Source organism: Janthinobacterium sp. PLB04, from assembly GCF_021165895.1.
Taxonomy (GTDB): Bacteria; Pseudomonadota; Gammaproteobacteria; order Burkholderiales; family Burkholderiaceae_D; genus Janthinobacterium; species Janthinobacterium lividum.
On record NZ_CP088968.1, the window covers coordinates 6,051,654 to 6,065,340 of the forward strand.

General features: G+C 65.3%; 11 protein-coding genes. 6 read left to right on the forward strand and 5 right to left on the reverse strand.

Annotation, left to right across the window (positions count from 1 at the left end):
* The first annotated feature begins 27 nt into the window (after nucleotides 1-27).
* Nucleotides 28-750: a M56 family metallopeptidase gene (locus tag LSO07_RS26755; protein ID WP_191909770.1), complete on the forward strand. Its 723-nt coding sequence runs from the start codon at nucleotides 28-30 to the stop codon at nucleotides 748-750.
* A 64-nt stretch (nucleotides 751-814) separates the two neighbouring features.
* Entirely contained in the window at nucleotides 815-1,315 is a 501-nt protein-coding gene (locus tag LSO07_RS26760) for a hypothetical protein (protein ID WP_151097201.1), read from the forward strand.
* A 3-nt stretch (nucleotides 1,316-1,318) separates the two neighbouring features.
* On the opposite strand, the gene LSO07_RS26765 is transcribed toward LSO07_RS26760, so the two are convergent.
* Nucleotides 1,319-2,125 (reverse strand): class I SAM-dependent methyltransferase, encoded by an 807-nt coding sequence (locus LSO07_RS26765; protein ID WP_151097203.1) that lies wholly within the window; start codon nucleotides 2,123-2,125, stop codon nucleotides 1,319-1,321.
* 290 nt (nucleotides 2,126-2,415) lie between these two features.
* Here LSO07_RS26765 and LSO07_RS26770 point away from each other — a divergent pair, with 290 nt between their 5' ends.
* The 4 genes from LSO07_RS26770 (at nucleotide 2,416) to LSO07_RS26785 (ending at nucleotide 8,867) form a co-directional block, all read left to right on the forward strand.
* The gene (locus tag LSO07_RS26770) at nucleotides 2,416-5,769 is read left to right on the forward strand and encodes an MHYT domain-containing protein (RefSeq protein ID WP_151097993.1); all 3,354 of its coding nucleotides are present in this window, start codon (nucleotides 2,416-2,418) and stop codon (nucleotides 5,767-5,769) included.
* Nucleotides 5,766-6,779: a response regulator gene (locus tag LSO07_RS26775; RefSeq protein ID WP_151097205.1), complete on the forward strand. Its 1,014-nt coding sequence runs from the start codon at nucleotides 5,766-5,768 to the stop codon at nucleotides 6,777-6,779. Before LSO07_RS26770 ends, LSO07_RS26775 begins: the two co-directional genes overlap by 4 nt.
* 312 nt (nucleotides 6,780-7,091) lie before the next feature.
* Complete coding sequence (locus tag LSO07_RS26780; RefSeq protein ID WP_151097207.1) at nucleotides 7,092-7,928, forward strand: universal stress protein; 837 nt, start codon at nucleotides 7,092-7,094, stop codon at nucleotides 7,926-7,928.
* A gap of 69 nt (nucleotides 7,929-7,997) precedes the next feature.
* The gene (locus tag LSO07_RS26785; RefSeq protein WP_151097209.1) at nucleotides 7,998-8,867 is read left to right on the forward strand and encodes a hypothetical protein; all 870 of its coding nucleotides are present in this window, start codon (nucleotides 7,998-8,000) and stop codon (nucleotides 8,865-8,867) included.
* Between the two features lie 53 nt (nucleotides 8,868-8,920).
* Here LSO07_RS26785 and LSO07_RS26790 read toward each other — a convergent pair whose 3' ends face one another.
* From LSO07_RS26790 to LSO07_RS26805, 4 genes are all read right to left on the reverse strand, one after another.
* Nucleotides 8,921-11,239, reverse strand: coding sequence for an NADP-dependent malic enzyme (locus tag LSO07_RS26790; protein ID WP_034780543.1), 2,319 nt, complete (start codon nucleotides 11,237-11,239; stop codon nucleotides 8,921-8,923).
* A 174-nt stretch (nucleotides 11,240-11,413) separates the two neighbouring features.
* Nucleotides 11,414-11,791: a hypothetical protein gene (locus LSO07_RS26795; protein WP_208672438.1), complete on the reverse strand. Its 378-nt coding sequence runs from the start codon at nucleotides 11,789-11,791 to the stop codon at nucleotides 11,414-11,416.
* Nucleotides 11,784-12,377 (reverse strand): SMI1/KNR4 family protein, encoded by a 594-nt coding sequence (locus tag LSO07_RS26800; protein WP_151097211.1) that lies wholly within the window; start codon nucleotides 12,375-12,377, stop codon nucleotides 11,784-11,786. Before LSO07_RS26800 ends, LSO07_RS26795 begins: the two co-directional genes overlap by 8 nt.
* A 44-nt stretch (nucleotides 12,378-12,421) precedes the next feature.
* Nucleotides 12,422-13,630: an MFS transporter gene (locus LSO07_RS26805; RefSeq protein WP_151097213.1), complete on the reverse strand. Its 1,209-nt coding sequence runs from the start codon at nucleotides 13,628-13,630 to the stop codon at nucleotides 12,422-12,424.
* Between the last annotated feature and the right edge of the window lie 57 nt (nucleotides 13,631-13,687).

Genomic DNA, 13,687 nt, shown 5'->3' on the forward strand with positions numbered 1-13,687 from the left:
CCGATGCCGGCCTGGCTCGTATGCACCATGGCATTCGCGCTGCTGTTGAGCGCTGCCGCCTGGCAGGCCGAGCGCCTGCTGCAGCGGCGCGGCCGCACGACGCGCTGGCTGTGGCTGGCGGCCATCGCCGCGTCCGTCCTCCTGCCCCTGGCATGGCTGCCCGGCGTGCTGGCGGCCATGCCGGCGGAACAGGCGCAGCTGAAATTGGGCTGGTTCATGCTATCGAGCGGCATGCTGCTGCTGTTGGCGCTGCGCGGCGTCTGGCTGCTGTCGCATCAGCGGCGCTGGCAAAAAGCCACCTTGCTGGGCACGCCCGTCTTCCTGAGCGGCGGCATCGGTCCCTGCGTGGCGGGGCTGCTGCGGCCCCGCATCGTGATGCCCGTCTGGCTGCAACTGATTCCGCCGCCACAGCAGGCGCTGCTGCTGGCGCATGCACAATGCCGGCTGGCCGCGCGCGACCCGCTGCTGCTGGCCATGACATACGCCTTGATCGTGCTCATGCCGTGGAACCTGCCCCTGTGGTGGCAGCTGCACCGGCTGCGCTTTGCCATCGAAGTCGATTGCGACGCGCGCATGCTGGCGCACGGCCACGCGCTGCGCGACTATGCCTTCGTCCTGCGCCGGCACGGCCAGTATTATTCGGGACTGACGGGCGCCTCGCCCATCGTGCTGAACGACCCGCGCGCACTGCGCCGGCGACGCCATCTGATGGCCAGATTTACCCGGAACCAGGCGGCGAACTTGCTATAGTAGCGGCAACGCCGCGCGGCGCGCCCGCGCTCCCGGCTCCCCCATCAGAAATCAGAGAGATACCATGCTTTACCTGCTTGCCATCGTGATCGTCATCGCCCTGCTGTACTACGTCTTCAGCGGCCGCACGCCCGCCAAACCGCTGCACAAGCCGCTCATGTCGGTGCGCCAGTACGTGCCGGCGATTCCTGCGGGCGCACCCGCGCATCACTGGACCGATGAGGGGCGCTTTGCGTCGGAAGTGGAAAACGAATCGATGTACCAGCCCGCCATCGCCAAACTGGCCGGCGAGCATGGTCCCGGCAATGCGGAAGAAAAATGCCTGGCCCTGCTCGTCTGCGACGATGCCAATCCGTTCCAGGACAAGGCCATCGCCGTCTTCATCGATGGCCAGCTGCTGGGCTACCTGTCGCACAACGACGCGCTGCGCCTGCGCCGCAACCTGGGCCGCATGGACCTGGTGGGCCAGCTGACCTCGTGCGACGCCGTCATCCGCGGCGGCGGCCTGTGGAATGGCAAGCGCTTGTCGTACGCCGTCTGGCTGGACTTGCAGCCCTACAACTAACACCTATACCGTGCGCGCCTGCCTGACGGCGCGCGTGGCGATAAAGCTGGGCAGATACTTTTCAATTTCAAAGCGCGGGTGGGGATGCATTTCCTCGTGGTATCCCGCCAGCACGAAGCCCGCCGCCAGCTGGCCGCCGATCTGGCTATCCAGGCCATGGCCGAAGATCAGTGCCTCGCCCCTCTCCATGCGCGCCGCCAGCGCGTCCGGCGGCAGATCCTCCACATCCGAATACGGCAGCACGAAACGGGGCCGTATCAAGCCCTGTTTTGCCCATTGCGGGTCGCGGTCGCCGATGAACACGGCCGGGTTGAAAAAGCTGCTCAAGAGCACGCCGCCGTCCGCCAGCACGCGCGCGCATTCGCGCCACACGGGGGCAATGTCCGGCACGTACTGGTTCGACACGGGATGGACGATGACATCGAAGCTGGCATCGGCAAAGCAGGCCAGATCGCGCATGTCGCCCTGCACGGTGGCCAGCTGCAAGCCGTCGCGTTCGGCCACCATGCGGTCTTTCGCCAGTTGCTGCTCAGACAGGTCGAAGACGGTCACCTGCGCGCCGGCAGCCGCCAGCACGGGCGCCTGTTGCCCGCCGGCACCGGCCAGGCACAGGATGCGCTTGCCTTGCACGGCATCCAGCCAGCCGGCCGGCAGAGGACCGGGCGTCAGGTGGATTTGCCACTGCCCGGCGCGTGCCGCCGCAATGGTGGCGCTGTCGACGGGCTGCGACCATGGACTGTTCTGTGCCGCCTGGGCATCCCAGGCTTGCTGATTATGCCGCAAGAAGTTGTTACCTAAAGGCATCGTCATCCTTTCAGAAAAAAGCAGGACGCGAATGTAGCATGACACCAGGCACGACGTCGCACTTTGCAAAAAAACCACATAATTCCTGATCGCAACTTCCTAGTCAGCACCACCATTCCACGGGCACGGCAAGGTGGGCGGCCTACTTTCGCGCATGGGCACGGCTTGCACGACAGGGAAAATAATTACAATTAAGATATTTGTTTCCTGAAATCTGGTAAGGTAATCCGCATCGATCACCCGCAGTGGCGGCAGGCGCACACGCCAGCGCCAAACGCGTCACCTGTTTGCCTACGATGATACCTGCCAGCGTCCAGCACCTGTTCCACGTTCCCGCCGATCCGGCCCAGCTGCATCACGGCGTGCATGCGCCGGGACTGGTGCTGCTGTCGCTGGTGATCGCCATTTTCACGTCGTGGATGGCTTTCCAGATGACGGCGTACAGCCGCGCGCAGGCGAGCATCAGCCGCCGCTTGCACCTGCTGTGCCTGCTGGCCGGCAGCCTGGCCCTGGGCTGCGGCGTGTGGGCCATGCATTTCATCGGCATGCTGGCCTTCGAGCTGGGCACCAGCGTCGCCTACGATCCGGGTCTGACCTTGCTGTCCATCGTGCCCAGCGTGGCGGCCTCGTTCGTCGCCCTGGCCACCATCAGCCGGCGCACCGTCACGGCGCCGCTGCTGCTGCGCAGTGGCTTGCTGGTGGGCCTGGGCATCGGCGCCATGCATTACACGGGCATGCACGCCATGCGCATGGGCTTGTCGCTGCGCTACGAACCACTGCTGTTCGCGCTCTCGCTCGCCGTTGCCGTGGCGCTGGCCACCCTGGCCCTGTGGATACGCTTCGGCTTGCGCGGCTGGAGCAGCCGCATAGCCGCAGCGCAGCGCACGCTGATCAGCGCCTGCGTCATGGGTTGCGCGATTACCGGGATGCATTACATGGGCATGCAAGCGGCCCGCTTCGTGGGAACGATTCCCCCAGGCAATGATGCCGATGCCAACCGGCCCATGCTGGTGATCAGCGTGACCCTGCTGACCATCGCCCTGACGATCCTCGTCGCCTCGGCCGTGGGCATCTTGCGCTACCGCGAACTGTTTCGCCACCTGAACCAGAGCGAACACTGGACGCGTTCGCTGCTGACGAGCACGGTCGACGGCGTCATCACCATCGACCGCCACGGCAGCATCGTCGACTTCAACGGCGCCGCCGAGCGCATCCTGGGCTGGCGCTCGGCGGAAATCGTCGGCCGCCACGTCAGCCTGCTGGTCAGCGACGTGCGCCAGTCGGAACAGAACGGCCTGCTGTACTACCTGCGCACGGGCGAAGGCGATGCTTCCCACGCCAGCGAGGAAATCGTCTACCTGCGCAAGGATGGCGCCCCCGTGGCCGTGCAGCGCTCAATGGCCAGCGCGCGCCTGGCCGACCAGGATTTATATGTGCTGTTCATTACGGACATCAGCGAACGGCGCGCCATGCTGGCTGCCCTGCGCGAAAGCGAACAGCAGTTGCGCTCGCTGATCGGCAATATTCCCGGCATCGCCTTTCGCTGCACCACGGCGGAAAACCAGCCCATGCTGTTCATCAGCGATGGCGTGGAAGCCATCACCGGCTATCCGCCCGCCGACTTTCTCGGCGCCGTGCCGCGCCGCACCATCACGGGCCTGATCGCCAGCGAAGAGCGCGCCTACGTCATCGATGTCTTCAACCACAGCGTCGCCAGCGGTGAGCCCTACCTGCTTGAATACAGGCTGCTGCATGCCGACGGCACGGCGCGCTGGCTGTGGGAGCGGGGCACCGTGGTGCACGATGCGGCAGGCGCCGTGCGCTGGGTCGACGGCGTCATCCTCGACATCAGCGAACGGCGGCAAATGGAGGAAGACTTGCGCATGGCCAAGGAAAAAGCGGAGCTGGCGGCCGCCACGCGGGCCAGCTTTGTCGCCAACATGAGCCATGAAATCCGCACGCCGATGAATTCCATCCTCGGTTTTACCGATGTGCTGCTCGACTCGCCGCTGGCGCCCGAGCAGCGGCGCCACCTCGATACCGTACGCCAGTCCGGCCGCTCGCTGTTGCGCCTGCTCAACGAAGTGCTCGATACTGCCAAGCTGGACAAGGGCGCCGTGGCGCTGGAATTGCGCGACTACAGCCTGCTGGCGCTGGTCGACGAACTGGCGTCCACGTATGGCATCCATGCGCGCGCCAAGGGTTTGCGCATGGAGGTGCAGTACGACCCGCAACTGCCGGCCGTGCTGCATGGCGACGAATTACGCATGCGGCAAGTGCTGGGTAACCTGCTCGATAACGCCATCAAGTTCACGCCCGGCGGCGCCGTCAGCCTGGCGGCCCGCTTCGAGGATGGCCAGCTGCACCTGCTGGTGCAGGACAGCGGCATCGGCATCCCCGCGGAACGGCGCGACGCCATCTTTGAACCGTTCGTGCAAGCGGACGCCTCGACCACGCGGCGCTTTGGCGGCACGGGCCTGGGCACCACCATCAGCCGGCAACTGGTGACCCTGATGCAGGGGCGCATCTGGACCGATGCCGCCTTGCCACACGGCAGCGTTTTCCACGTCATGCTGCCCTTGCTGCCGGCACGCCAGGCGGCACTGCCCGCCAGCGAACGCCGCAGCGTGCGCCTGCCGCCTCTGCGCGTGCTGGCCGCCGACGACGTGCCGCAAAACCTGGAACTGCTGAGCTTACTATTGGGCAAGCGCGGCCATACGGTGGTGACGGCCGGCGATGGCGCGCAAGCCTTGCAGCTGGCGCAGCAGGACGACTTCGACATTCTGCTGCTGGACTTGCAGATGCCGCGCATGGATGGCCTGGCCGCCACGCAAGCCATCCGTGCCGCCGCCCTGCGCGATGGCCGCCCGCGCGTGCCCGTGATCGCCATGACGGCCAGCGTGCTCGATGCGCACCGCAAGGCGGCGCGGGCGGCCGGCATGGACGGTTTCGCCACCAAGCCCGTCGAGTGGCAGGCGCTGTCGCAGGAAATCGCCCGCGTACTGGGCCTGGCGGCAGAAGCGGGCGACGATGGCGGCGAACCGGCGGCGTCCGCTGGCGGACGGGTGCTGCACCATGCAGGCGCCCTGCAGCGCTGGGCCGGCAACGACAGTGCCTACCACGCGGCGCTGGCCCGTTTCGCACGCGAGCATCCCCGCTTGCCGCCTGCCCTGCTGGCCGCCATCGAGGCCCGCGACCACGCGGCGCTCTTGCCGCAGAGTCACCAGCTGCGCGGCGTGGCAGCCAATCTGGGCCTGGAACAGCTGGCCGCCAGCCTGGCGGCGCTGGAGCAGTGCTGCGCCAGCCCCGGCTCCGCCACGGCGCGGCAGCTCGACGAGATCCTGGGCGCCCTGCTGACGCAATGGCCGGCGGCCGTGGCCGCCATCGCCCGGCTGGCGCCGCCTGCATTGCCAGCGGCAACGGCGGCTGCCATCGACGCGCCCGCCGCCCGGCAAGCGGCCAGTTCCCTGCTGCACGCCTTGCGGCGCGGCGAACTCGATGACGCGGCGCAAGCACAGTTGCAGCACGCCATGGGCGCGCAAGCGGACGCGCTGGCGCCGCTGCGGCATGCTATCGACGACTTTGATTTCCCTCTGGCACAGTCGCTCCTGCACGACTTGCTGCACACCTTCGCCCCGGAGTCTCCATGAATGCACCCGCCAGGCCCGTGATTCTCGTCGTCGACGATGAGGCGGCCAATTTGCAATTGCTGCGCCAGATATTGCAGAACGACTACGCGCTGCTGTTCGCCAAGGATGGCGCGCGGGCACTGGAACTGGCGCAGCAGGAACGCCCGGCCCTGATCCTGCTCGACGTGATGATGCCGGGCATGAGCGGCCACGACGCCTGCCGCCAGCTGAAAGCCGCGCCACTGACGGCCGCCATTCCCGTCATTTTCGTCACGGCCCTGAACGACATGCGCGACGAACTCAGTGGTTTTGAAGCGGGCGCCGTCGATTACATCACCAAGCCGCTCAGTCCCGCCATCGTGCGCGCCCGCGTGCGCACGCACCTGTCGCTGGTGCGCATCGACGAACTGAAGGAAACGCGGCTGCAGATCGTCCAGCGCCTGGGTCTGGCGGCCGAATACAAGGACAATGAAACGGGCCTGCACGTGATCCGCATGAGCCATTACGCGCGCCTGCTGGGCGTGGCCGCCGGCATGGACGAGGCCGCCGCTGACGACCTGCTGCACGCGGCGCCCATGCACGACGTGGGCAAGATCGGCATCCCCGAGCGCATCCTGCAAAAGCCGGGCAAGCTCGACGCGGACGAATGGGCCATCATGCAGACGCACGCGCGCATCGGCGGCGACATCATCGGCGAACATGCCGAAGGCGGCATGCTGGCGCTGGCGCGCGAGATCGCCCTGTCGCACCATGAAAAATGGGATGGCAGCGGCTACCCGAACGGCTTGGCGGGCGAAGCGATTCCCCTGGCGGGGCGCATCGTCGCCGTGGCCGACGTCTTCGACGCGCTGACCTCGGTGCGCCCGTACAAGCGCGCGTGGTCGGTACTGGACGCCGTGGGCTATCTGCAAGCGCAACAGGGCAGCCATTTCGATGCGCGGCTGGTCGCGCTGTTTGTGCAGGAACTGCCCGCCATCGCCGCCATCCGGCTGCGCTGGGCAGAGAAAGAGGAACACCACGCGCCCGCTTGAAGAATGAACTCCCGCCACGGCCAGCGTTGTTGCGTCACACAGGGAAGTGCCGGACAGATGGCGCCGGCGCCGATGCAGACCACTGGAAAGGCAAGGAGTTCAATGCCATTATGGCTGGCGACGGGCCAAACATTTTGATGCACATCAAATGGATCAACATTTCCTGGCTGTGGACTTGCGGATGACCATGGCCCGTGTTTTTTTGACCCACATCAAGCCCAGCATAAGAAAACCGCCCGCCAGCAAGGCAATGCTGGACTTGCCCGTGTTGCCGTTCTAGCCTTGTTGCCATCCTGACTAGCGAATGACAACATGGCCTATAAATCCATCCTCGTCCACGCCGACCTGTCGCGCCATGCGCCGCAGCGCATCGCCATCGCGGCACGGCTGGCGCACGCGCACCAGGCGCACCTGATCGGCGCCGCCATGACGGGCCTGTCGCGCTTTTACCTGGAAAACAACCGCGGCATGCGCGGCAGCGCCGTGGCGGCGCAGATCAACGCCCTGCATGGGCAGGCGGAACAGGCCCTCGACCAGTTTGAAACGCTGGCGCGCCAGGCCGGCACCGTCTCGCTGGAACGGCGCCTGATCGAAGACGATGAGGATGGCGGCATGGCCGTCAGCGCCCGTTACAGCGACTTGACGGTGCTGAGCCAGCACGACGACAGCGAAGCGCTGCCCGGCGCCATGAGCGACCTGGTGCCCTACGTGATGCTGAACGCGGCCCGTCCCGTGCTGATCGTGCCGCGCAGCGGCAAGTTCACGCAGATCGACAACACCGTCGTGGTGGCCTGGGATGGCAGCATGGAAGCGACGCGCGCCATCGGCCACGCCCTGCCCCTCTTGCGCGCGGCGCGCCTGGTGGTGCTGGCCCTGCTGCACCCGCCGGCCGGCCATACACAGCCGGCCCGCCATCCGGGCGCCGACATCGCCGCCTACCTGAGCCGCCATGGCGTGCCCGTCGAAGTGCGTCCGGCCATCGCCACCGGCGACATCGGCGCGGCGCTGCTGGCCATGGCCGCCGAAGTGCATGCGGACCTGCTGGTGATGGGCGGCTACGGCCACGCGCGCTTCCGCGAAATTTTACTCGGCGGCGTGACGGAAACGATCTTGCGCCAGATGACCTTGCCGGTGCTGATGGCGCACTGAAACCAAGCGCGCTCCATGTCGTTGCACAATGGGTATACTTGCCTGTTTATCCACATCAAAGCAATGTACATGAACCAACAACTCGTCAATTGGGGCAATAGCCTGGCGCCATTCGGCGGCGAACTGCTGTGGACCGCCCTGCCGTGGATGCTGCTGTGCAGCGCGGCCGGCTTCGTGCTGGCGCTCGGCATCTGCTACCAGCTGGCCAGAAAATGCCTGCTGGTGCGCCGTCCCCGCGCCTGGCATGTGGCTGCCAAGCTCAGCTATGTGCTGATCCTGCTCGCGCTGCCGCTCCTCGGTGCCGGCTTTGGCGCCGTGCACAGCGTGCACCGCGTGGTCAACCAGGCCCTCGAGCGCGACTTGCAGCCCGTGGTCGAAGCACAGATGCCGGCGCTGCGCGTCTACCTGGAACAGCAGGTCAAGCTGATCGCCCCGGGCCAGCCCATCAGCGTGCGCAGCCTGCTCGAACCATTCGTGCAAGGCATGTATTACCAGCCCACATCCAGCAGCTACTGGGAACGCAGCAAGGCGCGCTGGATCAATGAATTCATTCTGCGCCGCGGCAGCGTGCTGCTGACGCAGGTGCTGCAGGAACAGCTGATCGCCAGGGTCGGCCTGCTCGGCGAAGCGCTCAAGGGCGCCAACTTCCGTGGCCAGGCGACGGGCGAACTGGCCGCGCTGGGCACCGATCTGGCCGTGCGCCTGACCACCGACGTGGCGCGCCATGCCGACTTCAGCAAACTCGACAAGTCAGTGCCGATGATTTTCATCGACGCCATCAAACGGCAAGCCGGCGCCTATTTCAATTCGCTCAAGATCACGCTGGGCCTGTTCGCGCTGGCGGCGCTGCTGCTGGTATGGGGCGAGATCATGCTGTACCGCCATTACTACCTGCGCCGCCATCCGCCCGCCGCCGCCCGGCCCGTGCCGCCCATGTAAAAAAAGCCGCGCCTCCTTGCGGATGGCGCGGCTTTCAGGCGGCAGCTAAAAGCTTAGGCTTTGCGCTGCGCCACGGCGTCGACGACGCACAGGGCCGTCATGTTGACGATGCGGCGCACGGTGGCCGATGGCGTCAGGATGTGCACGGGCTTGGCGCAACCGAGCAGGATCGGACCCACGGCGATGCCGTTGCCGGCCGCCGTTTTCACCAGGTTGTAGGCGATGTTGGCCGATTCGATGTTCGGCATGACGAGCAGGTTGGCGTCGTTCTTCAGTGCCGAATTGGGCATGATTTTTTGACGCAGCTTGCTGTCCAGGGCCGTATCGCCGTGCATTTCGCCGTCGATTTCCAGGTCCGGCGCGCGCTCCTTGATGATGGCCAGGGCGGCGCGCATCTTTTGCGCCGAAGCGCTGTCGCTGGAACCGAAGTTCGAGTGCGACAGCAGGGCCGCGCGCGGCGACAGGCCGAAACGGGTCATCTCTTCGGCGGCCATGATGGTGATCTCGGCCAATTGCTCGGCGTCCGGGTTTTCATTGACGTGCGTATCGACCATCACCAGCTGGCGTTCCGGCATGATCAGAACGTTCATGGCGGCATACACGTTGCTGCCGGCGCGCTTGCCCAGCACCTGGTCGATGTATTTCAGGTGCAGCTGGGTGGTGCCGAAGGTGCCGCAGATCATGCCGTCGGCGTCGCCCTTGTGGATCATCATCGAACCGATCAGGGTGTGGCGGCGGCGCATTTCCAGCTTCGCGTATTCCTCGGTGACGCCCTTGCGGCTCGTCATCGCGTAATACGTGTTCCAGTAATCGCGATAGCGCTCGTCGAAGTCCGGGTTGATGACGTCGAAGTCGACGCCCTGCTTCAGGCGCAGGCCGAACTTCTGGATGCGCGCTTCGAGCACGGGCGGACGGCCGACCAGGATAGGACGCGCCAGTTTTTCATCGACCACCACTTGCACGGCGCGCAGCACGCGCTCTTCTTCGCCTTCGGCGTAGACGATGCGTTTGAGTTCGGCCGGCGTGGATTTGGCCATCAGGAACAGCGGCTTCATGAAGGTGCCGCTGCGGTAGACGAATTGCTGCAGGCTGTCCGCGTACGCTTGCAAGTCCTTGATCGGACGCGTGGCGACGCCGGAATCCTCGGCCGCCTTGGCCACCGCTGGCGCGATCTTGATCAGCAAACGCGGATCGAACGGCATCGGGATCAGGTATTCAGGACCGAACGACAGGTTGCTGATGCCGTAGGTGGTCGCGACGATGTCCGACTGCTCGGCATGCGCCAGGTCGGCGATCGCGTGCACGACGGCGATTTCCATTTCGCGCGTGATCGTCGTCGCGCCGCAATCGAGGGCGCCGCGGAAGATGTACGGGAAGCACAGCACGTTGTTGACCTGGTTAGGATAGTCCGAACGGCCCGTGGCGATGATGGCGTCGCTGCGCACGGCCTTGACTTCTTCCGGCAGGATTTCCGGGTTCGGGTTGGCCAGCGCCAGGATCAATGGATTGGGCGCCATCTTGCGCACCATGTCCTGTTTCAGCACGCCGCCGGCGGAGACGCCGAGGAAAATGTCGGCATCCGGGATGATCTCGCCCAGGGTGCGCAGCGGCGTATCTTGCGCGAAGCGTTCCTTGTCCGGGTCCATCAGTTCCGTGCGGCCCTTGTAGACGACGCCGGCCAGGTCGGTGACGTAGATATTTTTCAGCGGGAAGCCCAGATCGACGATCAGGTCCAGGCAGGCCAGCGCCGCGGCGCCAGCGCCCGACACGACCAGTTTGCAGTCTTCGATTTTCTTGCCGACGGCTTTCAAGCCGTTCAGGATGGCCGCGCCGACGATGATGGCGGTGCCGTGCTGATCGTCATGGAAGACGGGAATCTTCATGCGGTCGCGCAGCTGGCGCTCGATGTAGAAGCACTCGGGGGCCTTGATGTCTTCCAGGTTCACGCCGCCGAAGGTCGGTTCCAGCGAAGCGATGATGTCGACCAGCTTGTCCGGGTCCATCTCGTTGATTTCGATGTCGAAGACGTCGATGCCGGCGAATTTCTTGAACAGCACGCCCTTGCCTTCCATCACCGGCTTGGCGGCCAGCGGGCCGATATTGCCCAGTCCCAGCACGGCCGTGCCGTTGGTGATGACGGCCACCAGGTTGCCGCGCGCCGTATATTTATAGGCATTCGCCGGATCGATGACGATTTCTTCGCACGGTGCCGCCACGCCTGGCGAGTAGGCCAGTGCCAGGTCGCGCTGATTGGTCAGTTGTTTGGTCGGCGTCACGCTGATTTTGCCGGGGCGCGGGCACTCGTGATACTCGAGTGCGGCCAAGCGCAATTGTTGACGCAATTCTTCTTTTTTATCAGATGACGAATCCATGCTGTGCTGCCTTCCTGTTTGGTCGATCGGGTGTTCCGGATTTTATCAGACCGATTCTTTCAATTAGCTAGGTATTTTCCGCTAGCCACAGTCTGATATCACGAAAACGCATAACCTAGCATTGTAAGGCCGTCCGGCGGCACAAACGTCCTGAACAGGAAAAACTATCAAATTTTAGATTTCAATTAGTTTTTGTGATGAGATATCGGCGGCGCGCCACAGCGGCAGCGCGGCGACGGCGCGCTCGATATCGTCCATGTCATCCGCGCCCAGGCTGCTGTCGAACGGCGCGGACAAAATGCTGCGCATCAGCGCCAGGCGCGTCGTCGCCTGCTGCGCGTCGATGAAACGCGTCGTCTCCGCGCAATACTGCGCGCGGCGCTGGGCATCGGCGCCATCATCGTCGCCGTCGGGATAATAATGGCGGCCGATGTGATGCAACGACTGCAGCAGGAATTCGATCTCGCGCAGGATGCGCAGCGCATCCTCGCCGGACAGCACGATGCGGCGGTTGGCGGGCAGCAGGGAGGGCGGCGTGGCTGGACTATTCAAAATTTTCTTCGATCAGGAAGGCATAGTCGTCATCGATCAGCATTTGCAGATAAGCGTCGAAGCTGTCGGCGATGACCTTGTAGTTGTCGGGGTCGTGCAGGAAGCGCACGATCTGTCCAACCTTGCCGGACGCCGTGGGCGTGAAATCGACATACAGCCGCGAAGAACCGCCATTGTTCATGCAATGCGAAAAACACAGGCGCTGGCCCTGCTTGATGCCGGCGTCGATGCGGACGTCGACGATGCCGGGATCCTGTTCCAGATAATGGCCATAGATATCGGCGATGCTGCGCTGGTTCGCTAGCCCGTCCTGCAGGATCTGTTCGACGGAACTCAGGTAATACGGATACTCGAACACGTCCGAGCCCAGCATGTACACCAGCACCGTGCCGCCGGCATACTCCTGATAATAGGTGCCGTTGTACGTGCCCAGCAAGCGCAGCAGGCTGTCCGGGCACAGCGGATACGTCTGGCGCAAGCTGGCCAGTTGTGCCGCGCTGGCGCCGCTGGCCATCGCCAGGTCCACGAACGGTTCCGGTGGCAAGGCATTGAGCACGCCTTCGAGGTAGCGGTCGACGATATCCATACGTAGCTGGTTCCTGATTTGACGGGTGGGCGCAATATAGCAGCTCAGGATACGCGGCTGGCGCACGGCTGGACCAGCGTCCCGCTCGGCGCGAAGCGCACCGCGATCAGCAGCAGGAGCACGACGCCGCCGGCCATCACCATCCACGCCTGGGCCAGGCTGGACGAGTGCTGGCGGATCAGGCCGGCGATGAACGGCATGCTGCTGGCGATGATGTAGCCGCCGCCCTGCACAAAGCCCAGCAGCGCGCCGGCGCCGGCCGGGTCACGCACGTGGTCCATGCTGACGATCAGCGACAGGGGAAACAGGGAGCCGATGCCGCAGCCCAGTAATATCACGGCGGGCAGCGCCAGTTGCGCGGGCGCCACGATCAGGCAAGCCAGGCCGGCCAGCACGGACAACAATACGGCCAGCAACAGGATGCGGCGGTCGGGGAAGCGGTGGATGATGCTGGAAATCACCAGCCCCGCCAGCACTTCCACCAGGGTCAGGCCGCCGAGCAGCAAGCCGCTGTCGGCCGCGCTCCAGCCCAGTTCCGTGTAGAACGGCGGCAGCCAGGCCAGCACCAGGGTGTACGCACCCGTGCCGATGCCAAAGAACACCATCAGCAGCCAGGCACGGCCACTGCCCACGGGCAGGCTGGCGCCCGCGCCGCCGGACACGTCCGCGCGCGCGGCCGATGCGCGGCGCCACAGCAGCGCGGCGGCCACGGCAGGCAGCGCCCACAGGGCCAGCAGCGCATTCCAGCCCCAGCTTTGCGCCAACGGTGAAGCGGACGCGGCGGCAATGGCCGCCCCGCCCATGATGCCCGTCGTATAAAAGCCCATCAGCTGGCCTGCCCGCTCGGGGAAATGGCGCTTGATGAAGGCCGGCAGCAGCGCCTGCACCAGCGCGATGCCCAGGCCGCCCAGAGCCGCCGTGGCGATCAGGCCGCCGCTGCCATGCAAGGGCCAGCGCAGCGCGCAGGCGGCAGCGATGATGGCGATACCGAGACTGATGCCGCGCGCCACGCCCAGCCGGCGCTGCAACTGCGCGCCCGCCAGCGCGCACACGCCCATGGCGAACACGGGCACGGTGGTCAGCAAGCCCGCGTCGGCATTGCTGATGCCCGTGCTGGCCTGGATACTGTCAAGCAAGGGGCCGATGGCCGCCAGGATGGGCCGCAGATTCAGGCCCAGCAGGATGATGGCGGCCACCAGCAGGGCCGAAGACATTGAAGAAGAAAGGGGAGCGGCAGGTCGTGCGGAGGGCATGGGATAGTCCTTGCCTCGCTGGGAGGCACATGGTTTAATGCGTCATCAGAATATGAC

Excerpts from the sequence above, each read along its gene's own strand:
- LSO07_RS26755 (WP_191909770.1), top strand. The coding sequence starts at position 28 with ATGGCATTCGCGCTGCTGTTGAGCGCTGCCGCCTGGCAGGCCGAGCGC.
- LSO07_RS26760 (WP_151097201.1), top strand. The coding sequence starts at position 815 with ATGCTTTACCTGCTTGCCATCGTGATCGTCATCGCCCTGCTGTACTAC.
- LSO07_RS26765 (WP_151097203.1), bottom strand. The coding sequence starts at position 2,125 with ATGACGATGCCTTTAGGTAACAACTTCTTGCGGCATAATCAGCAAGCC.
- LSO07_RS26770 (WP_151097993.1), top strand. The coding sequence starts at position 2,416 with ATGATACCTGCCAGCGTCCAGCACCTGTTCCACGTTCCCGCCGATCCG.
- LSO07_RS26775 (WP_151097205.1), top strand. The coding sequence starts at position 5,766 with ATGAATGCACCCGCCAGGCCCGTGATTCTCGTCGTCGACGATGAGGCG.
- LSO07_RS26780 (WP_151097207.1), top strand. The coding sequence starts at position 7,092 with ATGGCCTATAAATCCATCCTCGTCCACGCCGACCTGTCGCGCCATGCG.
- LSO07_RS26785 (WP_151097209.1), top strand. The coding sequence starts at position 7,998 with ATGAACCAACAACTCGTCAATTGGGGCAATAGCCTGGCGCCATTCGGC.
- LSO07_RS26790 (WP_034780543.1), bottom strand. The coding sequence starts at position 11,239 with ATGGATTCGTCATCTGATAAAAAAGAAGAATTGCGTCAACAATTGCGC.
- LSO07_RS26800 (WP_151097211.1), bottom strand. The coding sequence starts at position 12,377 with ATGGATATCGTCGACCGCTACCTCGAAGGCGTGCTCAATGCCTTGCCA.
- LSO07_RS26805 (WP_151097213.1), bottom strand. The coding sequence starts at position 13,630 with ATGCCCTCCGCACGACCTGCCGCTCCCCTTTCTTCTTCAATGTCTTCG.